At 59.6% G+C, this 19,932-nt stretch carries 21 protein-coding genes; 20 read left to right on the top strand and 1 reads right to left on the bottom strand.

The genetic code is table 11. The features are described 5' to 3' along the window. The 15 genes from accA (at position 1) to DY250_RS00195 (ending at position 13,879) form a co-directional block, all read left to right on the top strand. The gene (gene accA, locus DY250_RS00270) at positions 1–960 is read left to right on the top strand and encodes an acetyl-CoA carboxylase carboxyl transferase subunit alpha (RefSeq protein WP_115610415.1); all 960 of its coding nucleotides are present in this window, start codon (positions 1–3) and stop codon (positions 958–960) included. A 271-nt stretch (positions 961–1,231) separates the two neighbouring features. Then, positions 1,232–1,651 (top strand): rhodanese-like domain-containing protein, encoded by a 420-nt coding sequence (locus DY250_RS00265; protein ID WP_115610414.1) that lies wholly within the window; start codon positions 1,232–1,234, stop codon positions 1,649–1,651. A 68-nt stretch (positions 1,652–1,719) separates the two neighbouring features. Next, on the top strand, positions 1,720–1,977 hold the full coding sequence (gene grxC / locus DY250_RS00260) for a glutaredoxin 3 (protein WP_040389142.1): 258 nt from the start codon (positions 1,720–1,722) through the stop codon (positions 1,975–1,977). A gap of 19 nt (positions 1,978–1,996) precedes the next feature. Next, positions 1,997–3,244 (top strand): lipoprotein-releasing ABC transporter permease subunit, encoded by a 1,248-nt coding sequence (locus DY250_RS00255; RefSeq protein WP_115610413.1) that lies wholly within the window; start codon positions 1,997–1,999, stop codon positions 3,242–3,244. A gap of 3 nt (positions 3,245–3,247) precedes the next feature. Then, on the top strand, positions 3,248–3,946 hold the full coding sequence (locus DY250_RS00250; protein WP_115610412.1) for an ABC transporter ATP-binding protein: 699 nt from the start codon (positions 3,248–3,250) through the stop codon (positions 3,944–3,946). Between the two features lie 331 nt (positions 3,947–4,277). After that, a complete protein-coding gene (locus DY250_RS00240; RefSeq protein WP_115610410.1) occupies positions 4,278–5,012 on the top strand; it encodes a glycosyltransferase in 735 nt (244 codons plus the stop codon). A 3-nt stretch (positions 5,013–5,015) separates the two neighbouring features. Continuing rightward, positions 5,016–6,605: a glycosyltransferase family 2 protein gene (locus tag DY250_RS00235; protein WP_115610409.1), complete on the top strand. Its 1,590-nt coding sequence runs from the start codon at positions 5,016–5,018 to the stop codon at positions 6,603–6,605. Then, positions 6,602–7,807 carry an O-antigen ligase family protein gene (locus tag DY250_RS00230; protein WP_115610408.1) on the top strand — a complete coding sequence of 402 codons (1,206 nt, stop codon included), beginning with the start codon at positions 6,602–6,604 and terminating at the stop codon, positions 7,805–7,807. Before DY250_RS00235 ends, DY250_RS00230 begins: the two co-directional genes overlap by 4 nt. 349 nt (positions 7,808–8,156) lie before the next feature. Beyond that, a complete protein-coding gene (pcnB, locus tag DY250_RS00225; protein ID WP_115610407.1) occupies positions 8,157–9,479 on the top strand; it encodes a polynucleotide adenylyltransferase PcnB in 1,323 nt (440 codons plus the stop codon). Positions 9,480–9,488: 9 nt separating this feature from the next. Beyond that, the gene (gene folK / locus DY250_RS00220) at positions 9,489–9,980 is read left to right on the top strand and encodes a 2-amino-4-hydroxy-6-hydroxymethyldihydropteridine diphosphokinase (RefSeq protein WP_115610406.1); all 492 of its coding nucleotides are present in this window, start codon (positions 9,489–9,491) and stop codon (positions 9,978–9,980) included. Positions 9,981–10,022: 42 nt separating this feature from the next. Beyond that, a complete protein-coding gene (locus DY250_RS00215) occupies positions 10,023–10,250 on the top strand; it encodes a hypothetical protein (protein ID WP_115610405.1) in 228 nt (75 codons plus the stop codon). 27 nt (positions 10,251–10,277) lie between these two features. Beyond that, a complete protein-coding gene (locus DY250_RS00210; RefSeq protein WP_115610404.1) occupies positions 10,278–11,024 on the top strand; it encodes a hypothetical protein in 747 nt (248 codons plus the stop codon). A 409-nt stretch (positions 11,025–11,433) separates the two neighbouring features. Next, positions 11,434–11,628, top strand: a complete 195-nt coding sequence (csrA, locus tag DY250_RS00205; protein ID WP_006985509.1) for a carbon storage regulator CsrA — start codon at positions 11,434–11,436, stop codon at positions 11,626–11,628. A gap of 296 nt (positions 11,629–11,924) precedes the next feature. Further along, positions 11,925–12,653: a 3-ketoacyl-ACP reductase FabG2 gene (locus tag DY250_RS00200; protein WP_115610403.1), complete on the top strand. Its 729-nt coding sequence runs from the start codon at positions 11,925–11,927 to the stop codon at positions 12,651–12,653. Further along, the gene (locus DY250_RS00195) at positions 12,650–13,879 is read left to right on the top strand and encodes a beta-ketoacyl-ACP synthase (RefSeq protein WP_172542111.1); all 1,230 of its coding nucleotides are present in this window, start codon (positions 12,650–12,652) and stop codon (positions 13,877–13,879) included. Before DY250_RS00200 ends, DY250_RS00195 begins: the two co-directional genes overlap by 4 nt. Positions 13,880–13,973: 94 nt before the next feature. Here the strand turns inward: DY250_RS00195 and DY250_RS00190 are convergent, their stop codons facing one another. After that, positions 13,974–15,329 (bottom strand): M23 family metallopeptidase, encoded by a 1,356-nt coding sequence (locus DY250_RS00190; RefSeq protein WP_115610401.1) that lies wholly within the window; start codon positions 15,327–15,329, stop codon positions 13,974–13,976. 62 nt (positions 15,330–15,391) lie between these two features. Here DY250_RS00190 and tyrS point away from each other — a divergent pair, with 62 nt between their 5' ends. The 5 genes from tyrS (at position 15,392) to DY250_RS00165 (ending at position 19,845) form a co-directional block, all read left to right on the top strand. Beyond that, positions 15,392–16,594: a tyrosine--tRNA ligase gene (gene tyrS, locus DY250_RS00185; protein WP_115610400.1), complete on the top strand. Its 1,203-nt coding sequence runs from the start codon at positions 15,392–15,394 to the stop codon at positions 16,592–16,594. Further along, complete coding sequence (locus DY250_RS00180; RefSeq protein WP_115610399.1) at positions 16,591–17,970, top strand: S1 family peptidase; 1,380 nt, start codon at positions 16,591–16,593, stop codon at positions 17,968–17,970. Before tyrS ends, DY250_RS00180 begins: the two co-directional genes overlap by 4 nt. Next, positions 17,955–18,857, top strand: a complete 903-nt coding sequence (locus tag DY250_RS00175) for an FHA domain-containing protein (protein WP_115610398.1) — start codon at positions 17,955–17,957, stop codon at positions 18,855–18,857. The genes DY250_RS00180 and DY250_RS00175 overlap by 16 nt, the downstream gene beginning before the upstream one ends. A 70-nt stretch (positions 18,858–18,927) precedes the next feature. Further along, positions 18,928–19,398, top strand: coding sequence for a Dps family protein (locus tag DY250_RS00170; protein ID WP_115610397.1), 471 nt, complete (start codon positions 18,928–18,930; stop codon positions 19,396–19,398). Between the two features lie 303 nt (positions 19,399–19,701). Further along, positions 19,702–19,845 carry an entericidin A/B family lipoprotein gene (locus tag DY250_RS00165; protein WP_006985499.1) on the top strand — a complete coding sequence of 48 codons (144 nt, stop codon included), beginning with the start codon at positions 19,702–19,704 and terminating at the stop codon, positions 19,843–19,845. Positions 19,846–19,932 lie beyond the last annotated feature (87 nt).

The raw sequence follows: 19,932 nt of genomic DNA, 5'->3' as shown, positions 1-19,932 counted from the left end.
ATGAACCCCGACTACCTCGAATTTGAACAACCCATCGCCGAACTCGAGCACAAACTGGCCGAATTGCGCCAGTTCAGCAGCCAGACCGAAGTTGACCTCAGCGACGAAGTCGAGCGCCTGCAAAGCAAAACCCGTACCCTCACCGAAAGCATCTTCGCCGGCCTCAACGACTGGCAAATCGCGCAACTGGCGCGCCACCCGCAGCGACCCTATACCCTTGACTACATCAATGCCGCCTTTACCGACTTCCGCGAACTGCACGGCGACCGTCATTACGGCGACGACGCGGCGATCGTCGGTGGCTTGGCACGGCTCGACGGACGCGCGGTGATGGTCATCGGCCACGAAAAAGGGCGCGATACCAAAGAAAAAGTCAAACGCAACTTCGGCATGCCGCGTCCCGAAGGCTACCGCAAAGCCCTGCGCCTGATGAAAATGGCCGAACGCTTTCACATCCCGCTCATCACCTTTATCGACACGCCCGGTGCCTATCCCGGCATTGGTGCCGAAGAACGCGGACAATCGGAAGCCATCGCGCGCAACCTCTACGAAATGGCCAAGCTGAACATCCCAACCATCGCCGTCATCATCGGCGAAGGCGGCAGCGGCGGGGCACTGGCCATCGGCGTTGCCGACCGTGTGCTGATGCTGCAATACGGCATGTACTCCGTCATCTCACCGGAAGGCTGTGCCTCCATCCTTTGGCACAGTGCGGAAAAAGCGAGTGAAGCGGCAGAAATCATGCAAGTGACCTCGGCCAAACTGGAAAAACTCGGCCTCATCGACGGCATCATCACCGAACCGCTTGGCGGCGCACACCGTAATACAGTTGCCATGGCGGAAAACCTGCGCACCACCCTCATTGACGAACTCACCCGCCTCGAGGCCCTGAGCGGAGAAGAACGCCTGACGCAGCGGATGGATAAAATCCGTCACTATGGCCAATTCACTACCGCCTGAAAACCGTCGCTGCTTGCCGCCAGCCTGATATCACGCCCACCGTCCAGTGGGCGTTTTGCTGACCAGGCAGCACTGCCGACCTCCCGCATATAGAGTCATTTCAAATAGAACTGATACGGTGTTGGCTCGCCTGACCGGGTCCCATAAAAATCGCGGCACGATTTTTTATGAGAAACCCGCACCGTACTATCTGTATAGAAACCTCCCGAACTAGGGAAAGCGCGGGCAAGCGACTATAATCCCGCCCTTTTCCAACCCTACGGATCCAACCATGACTTTCGGACAATTCTTTGCAGACAACCTCCTCATGTTCCTCCTTTTCTTCGCCTGTGTTGCCGGCATCATCTTTTTTGAAATGCGTGATCGCAGTGCCGCCGGGGAGAAAGTTGGCAATTCGCGCGCTGCCATCCTCGCCAACGATAACGGCACCTTCATTGACATCCGCCCTACCCCCGATTTCCACCAAGCGCACATCGCCGGCGCCAAAAACTTCCCGCTCGCTGACCTTGCCGCGCAACTCGACAAAATCCGGGGTGCGAAAAACCGTCCGCTCATCATCTATGACACCGACGGATTCTCCGTGAACGCGGCAGCAAAAATCCTCCGTGCCGGCGGATTTGAAGCCATTTTTGTCCTCGACGGCGGCATTAACGGCTGGCTGGCGGAAAACCTCCCCGTCGTCAGCAAATAAAACCGGCATCGCCGTCAAGCGGGATAACCACACGCTTTCCCTTTTCAAATTCACACACGAGGCCCCTCATGCAACCCGTCACCATGTATTACAAACCGACCTGCCCCTACTGCCAGCGCGCGCACAACCTGCTCACCGCCAAAGGCGTGCAATACGAAGGTATCGACATCAGCCGCGAACCCGGGCGCCGCAACGAGATGATTAGCCGTGCAAATGGCCGTCAGACAGTGCCGCAAATCTTCATCGGCACGACCCATGTCGGCGGCTGCGACGACCTCTACGCCCTCGAAAACGCGGGCAAACTCGACGCCCTTCTCGCCGGCTAAGCGGCAAGCGGACAACACCATGCAACTCCTGCCCTTCAAAATCGGCCTGCGCTACAGCTATGCGCGCAGCGGTGCGCGCTTCATCGGCCTGAACGCCATCCTTGCCGTCATCGGCATCACCATCGGCATCGCCGCGCTGATTGTCGTCCTTTCCGTCATGAACGGTGTCGTCACCCAGGTGCGCGACAAAATGCTCTCCATGACTTCGCATGCCATGCTGCGCAGCGACGACGGCACCGGCGTCATCCCGCCCGAATTCGATCCGGCGCAATACCTTGCGAACCGCCCCGAACTTATCGCCTATGCCCCCTATGTGCAGGGGCAGGGGCTGATTGGTGACAGCGAGCGCTTCCAGGGCGTCGTCCTGCAAGGCGTGGACCCGAACGAAGAGGGCAAAGTCTCGAAAACCTTTGCCAACCTCAACCCGGATATGGCCGCACAACTGCAAGCGGGCGATTACAACCTCATCCTGGGTGAAGTGCTGGCCAAACAAATCAACGCCAAGCCCGGCGACAAAGTCACCATCATCGTGCCGCAAGTGACCGCGAGCGCCGCCGGCCTCCTGCCGCGCATCAAGCGCTTCACCCTCATCGGCACCTTCAGCAGCGGCCATTACGCCTTCGATAACGGCGTGGCGCTCGTCAACCTCAAAGACGCCGCCAAGCTGCTGCAACTGCCTGACGGTATCACCGGCTACCACATCATGCTGCATGACCCGATGCAGGCCCCCCTGGTGCGTGACGCGCTCAATCCGGAGCTGCCGCCCGGCGTCTATGCCAGCGACTGGAGCCTCGACAACGCCTCCTATTTCAGCGCCGTGCAGACCGAAAAACACGCCATGTTCATCATCCTCTGCCTCATCGTCATGGTTGCTGCCTTCGGCCTGCTCTCCTCCATGTACATGGTCGTTACCGAAAAACGGCGCGATATCGCCATCCTGCGCACCATGGGCATGACGCGGCGGCAAATCGGCCGCATCTTCCTCACCCAGGGCCTTACCTTCGGCGCGCTCGGCACCGTGCTTGGCGTCAGCCTAGGTATCCTCATCGCCATCAATGTGCCCGCCATCATGGCGTTTCTGGAAAAACACACCGGCTACGCCCTGCCCGCGCAGATGTACTTCATCAACGAACTGCCGGCGAAAATCGATCCGGCCGTCATCAGCGGCATCAGCATCGTCACCCTCGTGCTGACCCTGCTCTTCTCCGTCATCCCGGCGATGATGGCCGCCCGCACCGAACCCGCCCGCGCCCTGTCCCACGAGTAAACCATGAGCGAACACGTCCTCACTGCCAGCAACCTGCACTTCGCCTACCAAAGCAAAGGCGAAAACCTCACCATCCTCAGCGGCACCAGCCTCGCCCTCGCGCGCGGCGAAACCGTCGCCGTCGTCGGTGCCTCCGGCACGGGCAAAAGCACCCTGCTGCACATCCTGGCCGGACTCGACACCCCGCAGCAGGGCGACATCACCCTCTGTGGCGAAAACCTCAACCGCGCCAGCGACAGCCGCCGCACCCGCCTGCGCAACCGCCACATGGGCTTCGTCTACCAGTTCCACCACCTGCTGCCCGAATTCAGTGCGGTAGAAAACGTCGCCATGCCACTGCTCATTCGCGGCGACAAACCGGCCAAAGCCTACCGGCAGGCGGGCGAACTGCTGGCAGCAGTCGGCCTCGGCGAGCGCCTGAAACACCGCCCCGGCGAACTCTCCGGCGGCGAGCGGCAGCGGGCGGCGATTGCGCGCGCGCTGGTCAACCGCCCCGACTGCCTGCTTGCAGACGAACCGACCGGCAACCTTGACCAGGACAACGCCGCTCACGCCTTCGCCCTGATGAAAAAACTCATCGGCGAGCAGCATGGCGCGATGATCATCGTCACCCACGACATGAACCTGGCGCGACAAATGGATCGCTGCCTCTACCTCGTCGGCGGCAAACTAAGCGATGTCCCACCGGCACCCACCGCCTGAACACCCCAGAAATCCCCGCTTGCGGGGATTTTTACCACCCGTCCTGAAATATCGTCGTTCCAGAGGAGCGGTATCGGGCCCGGAAAATAATCTGAGTGTGTTGGCGCGTCTGACCGGGTTTGCTATAGCGACACCGCATGGCAAAGCCAGCAACCACGCCGCTTGACGGGGCCTATATTGACGCTGCCTGGCGGGTCCAGTATTTACGCTGCTTGGCGAAGTTTTGTCGTCTGTGCAGGGATAGGGATTAGCTATCTGAAATGCAACGGGGACGACATAACCTTTCCGCTATACTGGCTGCATATATCCACCAAAAAACACAATAAACAACATGAACACACAGCACATCCTCTGCATGAAATGGGGCGACAAATACCCCGCTGAATACGTCAACCGTCTGCACCGCATGGTTTCGCGCCACCTCACCCTGCCCTTTACCACCCACTGCCTCACCGACGACCCGCACGGCATCGACCCCGCCATCGTCTGCCACCCCATCCCCTCACTTGACCTGCCCGACGGCCTGCCCGAGCGCGGCTGGCGCAAACTCACCACCTTTACCCCCGACCTTTACGGCCTGAGCGGCACGGCACTCTTCCTCGACCTCGACGTCGTCATCTTGCGCAACATCGACCACTTTTTCACCCATCATGCGGGCGATAGCGCGCGCACCTATATCATCCGCGACTGGCGGCGGCCATGGCGCAAAGTCGGCAACAGCTCCGTCTATCGCTTCACCCTTGGCGCCTACCCTGATTTACTGGCGACCTTCCGCGCCAACTTCACTACCATCCGCCGCGAGTTCCGCAACGAACAGGCGTGGCTGTCGCACTACCTGCGCGAACGCGATGCCCTGCGCTACTGGCCGGACAACTGGTGCAAAAGCTACAAATATCATGCCCTCTACCCGCTGCCGCTGTCGCTCGTCTGCACCCCGCGCCGCCCCGACTGCGACATCCTCATCTTCCACGGCGAAGTCAATCCGGACGGCGCCATCCGGGGCGGCGGCGGCAAATGGTACCGCCACATCCGCCCTGCGCCGTGGCTGGCCGGGTACTGGGGGTGAGCCATGTACCGCCTCAGCGTGGTGATGATTACCCAAAACGAAGCGGACAACCTGCGCCGCTGCCTGCCGCTCGTTGCCACCGTCGCCGACGAAATCATCATTCTGGATTCGGGCAGCAGCGATGACAGCGCCGCCGTTGCCGCCCAATATGGCGCGCAATGGCACGAAAACCGTAACTGGCAGGGCTACGGCATCCAGCGTCAGCGCGCGCAAGCCCTGGCCACAGGCGACTGGATACTGGTGCTGGATGCGGACGAAGCGCCCGACGCCGTGCTCCTCGCCGCACTGGCGGACATCAAAAAAGAAGCGCCCGCCAACACCATTTACGGCATCCGCCGCCTTGACAACATTTTCGGGCAGCCCATTGACCACCCGCGCTGGCGCAACAAGGCGCACTGGCGCCTCTACCCGCGCCACTACCACTACAACGACAACCCCGTACATGAATCCGTCGAACTCGCCGGCGCGGCCACCGCCATCCTGCCCGGCTACCTGCACCACCACACCGCGACCGCCCCCTACCACTGGCTGCAAAAACGCCTCACCTACGCCGAAACCTGGGCGGCAGACGCTGCTGCGCGCGGCAAAAAGAGCAGCGCGCTAGGAGCCGTCATGCGCGGCCTGTGGGCGCTCCTCAAACAATATCTCGCCGATGGCCGCTTCCTGCGCGGGCGCACCGGCTGGGTCTACGCCTGCCTCTTTGCGCAATACACCTACAACAAATACGCCCTGCTCTGCGACCATAACCGCCGCCCGCAGAGCTACACCGCCGACTACCAGCCGCACACCGTCAACATCCACAACCTGCCGGAAAACACCCTGCCCGCGACGCTGCACCCGCATCCCCTCAGCGTCGTCCTCATCACCCAAAACGAAAGCCGCCACCTGCCCGCCTGCCTGGCCTCCATTCAAGGCCTCGCCGACGAAATCCTCATCCTGGATTCCGGCAGCCAGGACGACACCGCACGCATTGCCGCCCACTTCGGCGCCAAGTGGCACGAAAACCGCGATTGGCGGGGCTTCGGTATCCAGCGTCAGCGAGCACAAGCCCTGGCCAGCGGCGATTACATCCTCATGCTCGATGCCGACGAACAGCCCGATGCCGCCCTCCGCACCGCCATCGCCCAAGTCCTCACCCACCCGCCAGAGGCCGACACCGTCTATGCCGTGCGCCGCACCAACATTTTCTGCGGTACGCGCGTACACGGCTGGTATCACGACCGCATCGTCCGTCTCTACTCACGCGCGCATTACCAATACCACCCCTACGAAGTGCACGAATCGCTGGACAGCCGCGACGCCGCCGTCATCACCCTTGGCGGCTACCTGTTGCATCACACCAACGACAACCTCGCCCATTTCCTCGAAAAAAACCTGCGCTACAGCCGCGAATGGGCGGAAGAACACCGTGCGCGCCGCGTCCCCAACCTGTGGACATTGCCGCTGAAAAGCCTCATCGCCTTCCTGCGCGAATACCTGATGCGCGGTGCTGTCTGCGGCGGCGGTTACGGCCTCTTCCTTGCCGTGAGCACCGCCTGTTACCACTACAACAAATACCTCATGCTCGCGTACCGCGACAAAGGGCAACCATGAACACCCACCTTATCCGTCTTAACAACATAGCGGTCTTCCTCACCTTCGCCCTCAGCCTTGCTGTCAAGGGCGGCTACAACTACGGTGCGGGCATCCTCTTCCTCGCTTCCCTCTTCACCCTGCCGCAATGGTGGCAAAAGCGCCCGCGCGGGCGCGACTTGCGTCTGATTGCGCTCGGCTTCGTCCTCATGGGCGGTATTGCCCTGATTGACGTGTGGCTCTCCGGTCTGCGCGATACCTACTACAACATCCCGCTCAAATTCCTGGTGATGCCGCTTATCCTCGCCTACCTCGCCGCTTACCCGCCCGACCCGCGCGCCATCTGGTGGGGCGCAGCGGCGGGCGCGCTGTTCGGCCTCGCCACCGCTCTCTACTACACCCACTGCGCCCCCGAACTCCTGCCGGATGGCCGCGCCGCGCGCTACCTGCACCCCATCCAGCTCGGCAACCTCGCCATGCTCTTCGCCCTCCTTTGCGCATGCAGCCTGCGCAGCCAGCCGCGTGGCTGGGTACTACTGCCGCCGTTGGCGGGTATCCTTGCCGGGCTTTACACCGTTGTCCTCTCGCAGACACGCGGCAGCCTCTCCGCCCTAGCCTGGACGCTCGCCATCCTCGCCATCCTATCCCTGCGCCGCCGCCACTTCCGTGCACGCAGCATCGCCATCAGCGCCAGCATCCTCCTCATTCTCGGCGGCGCCTTCTGGCTGGGCAAAGGCGACATCATCAGCGAGCGACTTGCCGAAGCACGGCAGGATATTGCCCTCTACCAACAGGGTGACAGCAACACCTCCATCGGCGCGCGCTTTGAAATGTGGCGCTTCGCCTGGCAGGAAGGCAGCCGCTATCCCGTTTTCGGTCCCGGCACGGCACGGATGCTTGTCGACAAGGCCAGCTGGCCGACCATCAGCCAGTTCGGCCATATGCATAACGAATTTCTTGATGCCTTCGCGCGACGTGGCCTCATCGGCCTTGCCATCGTTTTCTATCTCTTCCTTGTGCCGCTTTACTACTACCGCCGCCACAACAGACCGGCCCAGGCGGACGCCGCCGCGCTACGACTCGCCGGCAGCGCGCACATCCTGCTGTACAGCGGCTTCAGCATGACCCAGGCGGCGCTGTACAGCCACAACAGCGGCTTCCTCTTTTTCGCCCTGCCGCTGTGCATGATGTATGCCGCCTACCGCGCAAAATGCGTCGCCTGAACAGCCTCGCGCGTAATGGATTTCCGCATAGTCGGCACGTTACAATGCGCGCCCACAGCGGGCGACAGGGAAGCCGTCGCCCGTATTTTTCCCGCGCTTTTGGCGCTTGTATTTTTTCCATTCATGGAGTTACCCGGACGCATGGCCAACACTATCCCGCCTTGGAGCCTGTTGAGATTTGGTTAAGGTTGGATACCTTGCGAGCATTTTTAACGCAGCAGATGCCAATGCCAAAATCTGGCCGAAAAGCCGCCGCAATGTTGAATGTCAACAAATCCTGGCAGGAGATGCGTTCCTCCCAACCCTGCACCGCCCCGAAGGGCGGGGTTCCCAACCAAAGGATTCATAGATGAATGACGCCGCTCTGTTTCCCGTTTGCCGCAAACACGGCGAACATCCTGTAGATGTGCACGATATTGATCCGCGCGCGCTGAAAATCGTGCGCCAGCTGGATGAAGCCGGTTTCGAGGCTTTTCTCGTCGGCGGCTGCCTGCGCGATTTGCTGCTCGGCAAGCGGCCGAAGGATTTTGATATTGCCACCAATGCCCGCCCGGAAGAGGTCGCGGCGATTTTTCGCAACTGCCGCCTGATCGGGCGGCGTTTCCGTCTCGCTCATGTACATTTTGGCCGCGACATTATCGAGGTGGCGACTTTCCGTGCCCCGCCGGAGCGCCTGGCGCGCACCGACAGCTTCGGCTCGGTGCTGGAAGACAATCACTATGGTTCGATTGAGGATGATGCCGTACGCCGCGATTTCACCATCAATGCGCTTTATTACGATGTGAAAAACGATGAGCTGCGCGATTATGTCGGCGCACTGGCGGATATTGAGGCGCGAATAATCCGCATCATCGGTGACCCGGCGACGCGTTACACGGAAGACCCGGTGCGGATGCTGCGCGCCGCCCGTTTCGCCGCCAAACTCGGTATGCCGCTGGAAGCGGCGACGGAAGCGGCGATTGCCGATTGTCGCGACAATTTGCGTGCCGTACCCGCCGCACGTCTTTTTGATGAGGCGCAGAAACTCTTTATGAGCGGCTATGGCGAGGCGTGTTTTGAAGTGTTGCAGCATTATGGACTGTTTGCGATGCTCTTTCCCGATGCGGGCCATGTATTTGAGCATCCGAACGCCGCCTATGCGCAGTATGCACAACGTTTGGTACGTATTGCACTCGCCAATACCGATGCACGGGTTGCCGAAAACAAGCCGGTGACGATTGCCTTCCTGCTCGCTGCCATTCTTTGGCCGGTGTATCAGTTGCAGTATCGCGGCTTGCTGAAAGAGCGCGACAACTGGCACAGTGCCATGCATGAAGCAGTGGATGTGGTGCATATCGCCGCCAGCGAGCGCCTGGCGATACCGGTACGGCTGCGCGGCATGATTCGCGAGATCTGGACATTGCAGGCACGACTGGAACAGGCAGCGCGCGGCAATTTACGCAAGATGCACGGCGTCCTCGCCCATCCGCGTTTCCGTGCCGCCTATGACTTCTTGCTGGTGCGTCAGGGCGCGGGTGAGCAAATTGATGATCTGGTCGCGCTGTGGACAGCATTGCAGGAGGACCCGGATATCTCCGTTGATGTTGCGCAAATGCGCGTTACCCAAGAGGAAGGCGGCAACGGCACGCGCCGGCGGCGGTCGCGCAGCGGTGCACGACGCAGACGCGGTTAGGGATGCATCATGTCTACCGCCTGGATCGCTTTCGGCAGCAATCAGGCTGAGCCCGTCGCCCAGTTGCTGCGCGCGCGGCAGACGCTGGCAGCCGTGTTGCAGGAAGACGCCGCTTCCGCGCTCTACCGTACCCCGCCGTGGGGCTATACCGACCAGCCCGATTTCATCAATGCCGTCATCCGCTACCGCACCGACCTGCCGCCGCTGGCACTGCTGGCACTGCTGCAACGCGTTGAGCAGAAACAGGGGCGCGAGCGGCCCTTCAAAAACGCGCCGCGCACCCTGGATCTCGATGTGCTGCTTTATGACGATCTGTGTCTTGATCTGCCGCAGCTGACCCTGCCGCATCCCGGTATCCGCGAACGGGCGTTCGTCCTGTACCCCTTGGCGGATCTGAACCCGGAACGTCTGCTTGACGGCAGCAGTGTGCGCGAATGGCTGACCCGCTGCGACACCAGCGGTATCACCCGAATTTTGCATGACAACTGGCAAGCGGCATGAATATTGCTTAATCGCTACGCATTGCCCCATAGGAATCCTGATATGTCCCCAGAAGATGATGACTTTGATTACGACAATTTCGACCGCGAAGCGGAGCTGGAACGCGAATGGCAGGAAATGGAAGATGAAGAAGACGCCGATGACTATCAGGAAGATTGGGACGGCGCAGAACGTAGCGGTGAAGATGGCTGGTATTACGATGACGAAGGCGACGAGCGTGACAACTTCGACGATTACAGCTACGACGATGAATACCGCGACGACGACTGAGTCACGTCCAGTAACAGGGAAGTGGCGATGCGTATTATCCAGACAGTCAAACAACTCAAGGAATGGCAGCTTACCCAGCAAGATAGCGGCAAAACCTGGGCACTCCTCCCTTTCCTGAACGGGCTGCCGCGCGAAAGCAATGCCCTGCTGCATGGTGCCCGTATCCGCTGCGATTTGGTATTAACCGTGCTGGATGGCAACAGCGAAAACAACCGCACAGCGCTGAGCAGCCTGAGTGATAGCGACTGCGATGCTGTCTTGCTGCTTGATGCAGAACTGAACTACCCCTGCGGTGATGGTCTCAGTCTGCAATTTGCCGAGCCTTATCCTGAGTTGGTACGCACGCCCCATTATCAACGCCTCGGGCTGCAACTGCTGCGTCTGTTTAGCCTGCTGCGCCCGCAAATGACCATTTTTAGCCTGCACGATCTGCCGCAATATTGGCTGGCCAACCGCATCAACGAAGAATGTTTCCTGCCTGTGAATATCACAGCCGCCGCACCCGCTCCTACCCCAACAAATGATGCTCAGGAACAACTGTTGCATACCGTGTTGCAGCGCTGTGCCCAAGCTATTAGTGCCGGGCAAGATGTAGCAGGCACTTTGCAGCGTGGCAGACGAATTTTAGAAAGTCATGGTTATTCAATACGTTACTTTGATTGCTACGATATTTCCACACTAATCCACACTGAAAAAGCAAGAGCGGATACCATCTTGTGGGCACAGTTCGATAATAATATTCAAAGTAGCCATTCAGTTAGATTGGGAACTTAACCACATATAAATACTGATATTTTTTTCCTATCTTGAATATTTCCCCGATTATATTTGGAAGCAGCGACCTTTTTGCTTAAAATGCGAGTCGCTTTTTTTGTAAATTTTGCGGCGCTCTTGGCGGTTATAAATGTGAAAAATTGTTAATTGTAAGGCAAAATTCACATCTAATCCACAAGGTTGCCTAGGCAGGTCTTCTTGCCGAGGTGGCGTTTTTCTCAAATACGATACAACACGACCGACAACGGCTGTGATGCCACGTGCCACTAAATAACGGGAAAAGCAGGGAAAAGGTAGGCCGATAAGAAACGGCGTCCTTTCCCAAGAGGATGCGCGCCTCGTGGGGCAATCATGGAGCGCCAAAGAATTGCGCAATAAGGCGTATCAGGAAAATTTAGGAGTATTCATTATGTTGATACTTACCCGCAGGGTAGGAGAAACCATCATTATTGACGACGAGATAGAAGTCACAGTGCTGGCAGTAAAGGGCAATCAGGTGCGCTTGGGCATTAAGGCACCGGATCATATCGCGGTACACCGGGAAGAAATTTATCAGCGTCTGATGGGCGAAAACAATACAGGCAACACCTCCTCAGCAGAATAAACGTCAATCATCTTTCGGCAGGCTCCATCCGGAACCTGCTTTATCTTTTTCATAACACAATATGCGGTATTGCCAGAGCAGCTTCTGGCACTTTTTGTTACACGTCGTTTTTTATTCGCGCCAAGCGATTTTCTCATCGGTGGCGGCTTTGCCCACCTTCTCAACATCCACCCACGTAGCGGATATTCCCTGAATCAAAATCTTCCTCGTGCATCATGCCGTCAAGGACGCGTTCCCTGCCCACCGGAGGGAACGGTTACAATGCCCGTATCTTTATTTTCCCAAGGAGGAAGCGCATGGCTGAAGCGGTATTGGTCACCGGAGCGAGCCGTGGCATCGGGCGGGCGATCGCCCTGCGTCTCGCCGCAGACGGTTTTGCTGTGACTGTGCACTATCGCGGTCGGCACGACGATGCCGCCACCACCGTTGCGCAGATTATGGCGGCAGGTGGTACGGCGCGTCTGCTCACCTTTGATGTCGCTGATCGTGGGGCGGCACGAACGGTGCTGGAAGCGGATATCGCCGCGCATGGTGCCTATTACGGCGTGGTGCTAAATGCCGGCCTCAGTCGCGACGGCGCCTTTCCCGCGCTTCGCGATGAAGACTGGGATGCCGTGCTACGTACCAACCTCGACGGTTTTTTCAACGTACTGCACCCGCTCATCATGCCAATGATCCGCCTGCGGCGCGGTGGGCGGATTGTTGCTGTATCGTCGGTATCGGGTCTTACCGGCAATCGCGGCCAGGTCAATTACAGCGCCGCAAAGGCGGGGCTGATTGGTGCGGTCAAGGCGCTGGCCATCGAACTCGGCAAGCGTGGCATCACAGTGAACGCCGTTGCGCCGGGGCTGATAGCTACGGACATGGTGGATGAACGGGTGCCGGTTGCCGAGATTCTAAAAATGATCCCGCTTGGCCGCTGCGGCGAGACGGATGAGGTTGCACAGGCGGTACGTTTCCTGATGAGCGACGGCGCGAGTTACATTACCCGGCAGGTATTGGCGGTGAACGGAGGATTGTGTTGAACAGAGTGGTGATTACGGGCTTTGGCGCAGTGACGGCTTTTGGCAAGGACTGGCCGACGGTACGCGCACGGATGCTGCGTTACGAAAACGCCGTACGCGCGATGCCGGAATGGCGCGACGTGGAAGATTTAAGCGCCAAACTTGCTGCGCCGATTGACGGCTACGCACCGCCCGCGCACTGGACACGCAAACAGCTGCGCAGTCTGGGGCCGGTGTCGCAAATGTGCGTTGAAGCGGGCGAGCGGGCGCTTGCCGACGCGGGATTACTGGACGATCCCGGCATTCGCGATGGGCGCATGGGCGTAGCCAGTGGCTCGTCCACCGGCAGTACCCACGATATTTGCGACATGACGAAGCTGATCATGTATGGTCGCTCGGACGGCTTCTCCGCCAATACCTACATCCGCATGATGCCGCACACCACCGCTGCCAACCTCGCCATTTTCTTCGGCCTGCAAGGACGGCTGATCCCCACCTCCAGCGCCTGCACCTCCGGTAGCCAGGCTATTGGTTACGCCTACGAGGCTATCCGCTTCGGCCTGATTCCGATGATGCTGGCGGGTGGCGGCGAAGAACTCTGCCATTCCGAAGTATGCGTTTTCGACTCGCTTTATGCCGCCAGCTTGAAAAACGATGCGCCGAAAACCACTCCCGCGCCGTATGACCGCGATCGTGACGGCTTGGTCATCGGCGAAGGTGCAGGGATGTTAGTGCTGGAATCGTTGGCCAGCGCACAAGCACGCGGGGCGCGGATCTACGCGGAGATCATCGGCTTCGCCAGCAACTGCGATGGCACGCATGTCACCCGCCCCGAGCAGGCCACCATGTACCGCTGTATGGCGATGGCGCTTGAGCAGGCGGGCATCGCACCGGAAGCCATCGGCTACGTCAGCGGCCACGGCACTGCGACCGAACAGGGCGACATTGCCGAAACGCTGGCTACCGCCCGCCTCTTCCCGCGCGGTGTGCCGCTTAGCTCGCAGAAAAGCTACTTCGGCCACACTTTGGGTGCCTGCGGCGTGCTGGAAAGCTGGTTTGCGGTGGAAATGATGCGTGACGGCCTCTTCATGCCGACCCTGAACCTGCGCCACGTGGACGAACGCTGCGGTCAGGTGGATTTCATCCGCAACGAGGCCCGCGCCATCGACACGGACATGGTGATGAACAACAACTTCGCCTTCGGCGGCGTCAACACCTCGCTTATCTTCAGACGCTGGCGGGAATGACGCGCCCCGCTACCAAAGCCGCCCGCCATGGCGTTTGTTTTTTTATGAATGCAAAGCTGAAGCGAGATAAATACCGGGCCCGCCAAAGCGGCGGTTATTTCTTTTTCACACCCTGTTTGGCGATTTCCGTCATTTCGCGTTCGTACTGGGTGCAGCGGTAGCGCCAGGCGTCCTTGTAGTTTTCGGCGAGCGGCTTGTTTTCCGGCAGTTGTACGGTCATCGGGTCGTAAGGGATGTCGTTGATGCGCACTTCGTAGTGCAGGTGGCTGCCGGTGCTCATGCCGCTGTTACCGAGGCGGCCGACGGTCTGGCCGCGCGCGATTTCCTGTCCGGTTTCAACATCGAGATCGGAGAGGTGGGCGTAGCGGGTCTGGTAGCCGTTGGCGTGGTCGATGATGACGACGCGGCCATAGCCGCCGCGCCAGCCCGCGTAGTTAACGATGCCGTCACCGGTGGCGCGCACGGGGGAGCCGTGTGCCGCCTTGAAGTCGGTGCCTTCGTGCGGGCGGATGATGCGGGTAATGGGGTGAACACGGGCGGGGTCAAACGGCGAGCTGATGTGGTCGTAGTGATCAAGCGGGACGCGGTCCATCGCCACTTCCGGCGCATTGCCTTCGCGGTCGTAGTACCAGATGTTTTTGCCTTCGAAGCGGGCGTAATAGGTGTAGGTGTAGCGGCCTTCGCGCAGGCGGGCGGCGATGATTTTGCTGTTTTCGGGGTTGGTTTTGCCGTCTTTGGTGTAGGTGCTGTAGAGGATTTCGACGGTGCTGATGGCTTCGTCCCCGATTTTGTGTTGCAGCGGTTCGAGTTGTTTGATGAGGACGGGGTTGAGGTCGCTTTTTGCGATGTGTTGCCACTGGTTGCCAACGGCGCGGAAGCTGCGGTAGTGCTTGCGGAAGCTGCCTTTGCTCTCGACGATTTTTTCTTCGCCGGACGGGGACTCAGGTTTTTCCCCGCCGGGCGGGGTTTCGGGTTTTGTCCCGCTGGGCGGGGTTTCGGGTTTTGTCCCGCTGGGTGGGGTTTCGGGTTTTGTCCCGCTGGGCGGGATTTCGGGTTTTGTCTCGCTGGACGGGGTTTCAGGTTTTGTCCCGCTGGGCGGGGTTTCGGGTTTTGTCTTGCTGGACGGGGTTTCAGGTTTTTCCCCGCTGGGCAGAGTTTCGGGTTTTGCTTCGCTGGGCTGGGTTTCGGGTTTTGTCTCGCCGGGCAGAGTTTCGGGTTTTTCTTCACCCGATGGTTGGTCGTCGTCAACGATGTCGCCATCTGCCTCGTCCGGCGGGATGTCGTCGGGTAGGGCTTCGCCGCTTGTTACGGTATGATGCGCGCTCTTGTATTCCGGCAGCCAGAAGTCCAGCGGCAGCAGCGCGTACAGGGCCACGCCAAGGAAGCCGATCAGGGCGAGCCAGGGCAGCAGGCGCTGTAAGATGCGGTCGTTGTGCGGATGTTGTGGCATGGGCTTGGCAGCGCGGGGTTAGGCTGAAAGTGCCGCATTGTACTGTTTTTTCGGAGGTGTTTATGTCTATGAGTGTGGATGCGCAGTTGGCGCTGTTTCGGCGCGGCGCCGAGGATTTTATCGGCGAGGAAGAGCTTGTTGCCAAGTTGAAGGCGGGCAAGCGGCTGCGGGTGAAGCTGGGCATGGACCCGACCGCGCCGGATTTGCATTTCGGCCACACGGTTGTCTTGAACAAGTTGCGCCAGTTCCAGGATGCCGGACATACGGTGCTGTTTTTGATTGGCGATTTCACCGCGATGATTGGCGATCCCTCCGGCAAGAATGCGACGCGTCCGCCGCTGTCCAAGGAGCAGGTGCTGGCAAATGCGGAAACGTACAAGGATCAGGTGTTCAAGGTGCTTGACCGCGACAAGACGGAGGTGGTCTTTAATTCGCACTGGATGGAAGGGCTGTCGTCCACGGATTTTGTCCGCCTCGCCGCGAAGTACACGGTGGCGCGGATGCTGGAACGCGATGATTTCCACAAGCGCTATACGGAAGGCCGCCCGATTGCGGTGCATGAGTTTTTGTACCCGCTGACGCAGGGTTATGATTCGGTGGCGCTGGAAGCGGATGTGGAACTGGGCGGCACGGATCAGAAGTTCAATCTGCTGGTCGGGCGCGATTTGCAGCGCGAGTATGGACAGTCGCCGCAGGCCATCATTACCATGCCGATTCTGGAAGGCCTTGACGGTGTGCAGAAGATGAGCAAGTCGCTCGGCAATTACATCGGTATTTTTGACGCGCCAAACGAGATGTTCGGCAAGGTGATGTCGATTTCAGATGATTTGATGTGGCGCTGGTTTACGCTGCTGTCTTTCCGCTCGCTGGATGAGATCAGGGCGCTGCAAGCGGAGGTCGAAGGTGGTCGCAATCCGCGTGATGTGAAGTTTGAGCTGGCGCGCGAGCTGGTCGGACGTTTCCACGACGCAGCGGCAGCGGAAGCGGCGCAGGAAGCTTTCGTCAACCGCTTCGCCAAAAACGAGATTCCGGAAGATCTGGAAGAGATCAGCATCGCTTGCGAGGGCGACGTCATGCCGATTGCCAATGTGCTGAAAGCGGCCGGGATGGTGCCAAGCACGTCCGAAGGGCTGCGCATGGTGGATGGCGGCGCGGTCAAGGTGGACGGCGAGAAGGTCGCCGACCGCAGTTTCAAGCTGCCGCGCGGTTTCAGCGGCATTATTCAGGCGGGCAAACGCCGTATTGCCAAGGTCGTGCTGGCATGAAGAAGCTGCTGATGTTCCCGCTTGCGGCGGCGATGGCGGCTGCCGTTTGCGCACAACCGTTGCCATCCGCACCAGGCGGGGAAAAACCTGGATCCGCGCCAAGCGAGATAAATACTGGGCTTGCGGCAGATGCCAACCACCCCGCCCCGCCGCCGCTGCTCGCCGCGCAGCAGGACACGCCGTTTTCCGTCAAGGCGCTGTTCTCGTCCTATAAACCCAGCATCTATCAGGTGCGCACCATCAACACCGCCACCGGACAGAAAACCAGCATCGGTTCCGGCTTCGTCATCGGCGACGGCAAGATGATCGCCACCAACTACCACGTTATCGCCGACGCGGTGAACAAGGAAAAACACGCCATCGAATATATCGCCACCGACGACAAGGAAGGCCAGTTGCGCCTGCTCGCAGTGGACGTGGTGCATGACCTCGCCATCGTCGCCGCCGATCACGACCTCGGCAAACCCTTCAAACTCGGCGGCGTACCCGAACAGGGTGAAGCCCTCTACTCCCTCGGCAACCCCGGCGATCTCGGCTTCATCATCGTTGACGGCATCAACAACGGCATCCTGCAAAAAAGTGCGCGCTCGCGCATCCTCTTTTCCGGCGCCATCAACTCCGGCATGAGCGGCGGCCCGACCGTCAACAAGGCAGGCGAAGTCATCGGCATCAACGTCGAAAGCCAGGGCAACGACATCGGTTTCCTCGTTCCGGCCAGCCACCTCGCCGAACTGCTCAAGCAGGCGGAAAGCGGCGCGGTCAACATCAACGAAAGCATCGCCGACCAGCTCATCGCCGACAACGGCAAATACTACGCCCCGTTTTTCAAAAACGACTGGAAAAAAGCGACCATCGGCCACTACACCGTGCCGACCGAATTCGGCGGCGACCTGCGCTGCTGGGATGTCTCGCCGCAACAAGAACTGGAAGACCTCGCCGCGAGTGAATCCGTCATCTGCCAGTCTGACCGCGTCACCTACATCAGCGGCGACACCCAGGTCGGGCGCATGGGCTTCGTCTACAGCAACTTCTACGCCCGCGAACCCATGCCGGCCGCGCGCTTCTACCACCTCTACAGCCGCGAATACCGCCTGCCCTACGAGCTGCGCTCACGCCGTGACTTCGGCGACTTCGCCTGCACCGCAGACTTCGTCGCCATTGGCGGCAAACCCTTCAAAACCACCTACTGCACCCAGCCGTCGAAAAAATACATCAAAAACGGCGAAGCCATTTCCGACCTCTACCTCATCGCCGCGCAAATCGGCGAAAAACAACAAGGCTTCACCATTACCATGATGCTCACCGGCATCCAGGAAAACCTCGGCAAACGCGTCATGGCGCACATACTGGAACAAATCACATGGCAACCGAACTGACCATCGAAACCCCCGACCAAATCCACCGTACCAGCTGTTACCCCGTGCGCATTGGCCGCAGTGCGGACAACAACATCACCATCAAAAGCCCGTTTATCGCTGACCATCACGTCGTCATCGAAGAAACCGGCCAAGGCCTCACCATCCGCAGCCTCGGCGAAAGCCACGCCAACGGCACGCGCATCCACACCACCCGCGCCCTTGACGGCAACACCCTGCTGCAAATCGGCGCGGCGACCCTGAAAATCTGGACGGACCGCAGCAAACCCATGCCATATTCCGATAAAAAACGGCGCTGGTGGTCGCTTGTCACCCACCCTGCCGCCGTATTCTGCTGGTTCGCCGCCGCCATCGCCCTGCCGATGTGGGATGGCTACCTCGACAGCCCGCAAAGCTACATCTTCGACTACAACCGCTTCATTACCCTGCTCATTACCCTGCTCGGCATCACCTGGATCGTGCACAGCATGATCCTGCCGCTCTCGCGCCGCTACCTCATCCTGCCCGTACTTGGCATCATCAGCGCCTACAGCGCCGGCAGCGACATTGTGGACAGCCTCGCCGGCTGGTACGGCTTCCAGTTCAACAGCACGGCGGCCACCACCTGCGGCACCATCCTTGCCTATCTCGGCTACCTGTGGCTGCACCGCGCCTTCCTGCGCGACCATATCCCGCTTGCCGGCCGCGTCCTGCGCCGCGCCACCCTGCTCACCGCGCTACCGATGACCCTGCTCATCAGCTACGCCTACCTGCGCGACCACGACTTCTTCAGCCAGCGCCCCGGCAGCTACCCCGTCTACCAGAGCGAACTGGGCAGCAGCGTCCTCTTCGATAGTCAAATAAAACCAATCAAAAACTTCTTTTCGATTGACAAAAGTGAACAATGAGCGAATAATCCGCACCGTTGCCGCGCGACCGCGTGGCGATACAACCCACTGAACATACGGAGAAAAAACCATGACCATCAACATCGGCATGACCGAAAGCCAACGCAAAACCATCGCCGAAGGCCTGACCAAAGTGCTGGCCGACAGCTACACCCTCTACCTCAAAACCCACAATTACCACTGGAACATCGAAGGTCCGCAATTCCGCACCCTGCACCTCATGTTCGAAGAGCAGTACACCGAGCTCGCCGCCGCCATCGACGAAATCGCCGAACGTATCCGCGCTCTGGGCTACTACGCACCGGGCTCATACAGCGAATACGCCGCACTGACCAGTATCAAAGAAGGCAAGGCAAATACCGATGCCACCACCATGATCCGCGAACTCGTCGAAGGACAGGAAACCGTGGTGCGCACCTGCCGCGCCCTTTTCCCGGCAGTGGACGAAGCCAGTGACGAACCGACCGCCGATCTCTTGACCACCCGCATGCAGACCCACGAAAAAACCGCATGGATGCTGCGCTCCCTGCTGGAAAAATGAGCCGGCCAACCCAACACGAATAACACACACAAACTCGCGCGCCCGCTGACCACGGGCGCTTTTTTGTGGGCAAGCCCGGCACATGCCGCTTACCTGGCCAGTAACGATGCCGCTTGGCGGGTCCAGTATTTACGCCGCTTGGCGCGTGCCCAAGCGGAAAACCCGTATAAACCAGCCTTCCCAACGGCCACGCACCGCAAGCATGCTCGCGTTTTTGCGGGCAGCCGACGGAGGGGATTTTTGCCGTACACGAAGATACAATGCACACAATTCCACTGTGGAAGATAACAACAGGAGACATCCATGAAAAAACTGACCCTGACCGCTGTCCTCTTCACCTTTGCCGGCCTGCTCTGCGCCTGCAACACCACCCAGGGTTTAGGTCGCGATATCCAAAAAGCGGGGCAAGGCATATCGAACGCCGCCGAACGCGCCAAAAACGGCTGAGCCGCCGCCTCATAACAAACGCTTCATCCTCAATCAAGGATGAAGCGTTTTTTTGTGTCCACGCACCAACCCACCGCCGGATAGATT

Source organism: Cardiobacterium valvarum (assembly GCF_900460955.1).
GTDB classification, from domain to species: Bacteria; Pseudomonadota; Gammaproteobacteria; order Cardiobacteriales; family Cardiobacteriaceae; genus Cardiobacterium; species Cardiobacterium valvarum.
Note: the sequence above shows the minus strand (reverse complement) of the source record. Positions and strands in the feature narration are given on the sequence as shown.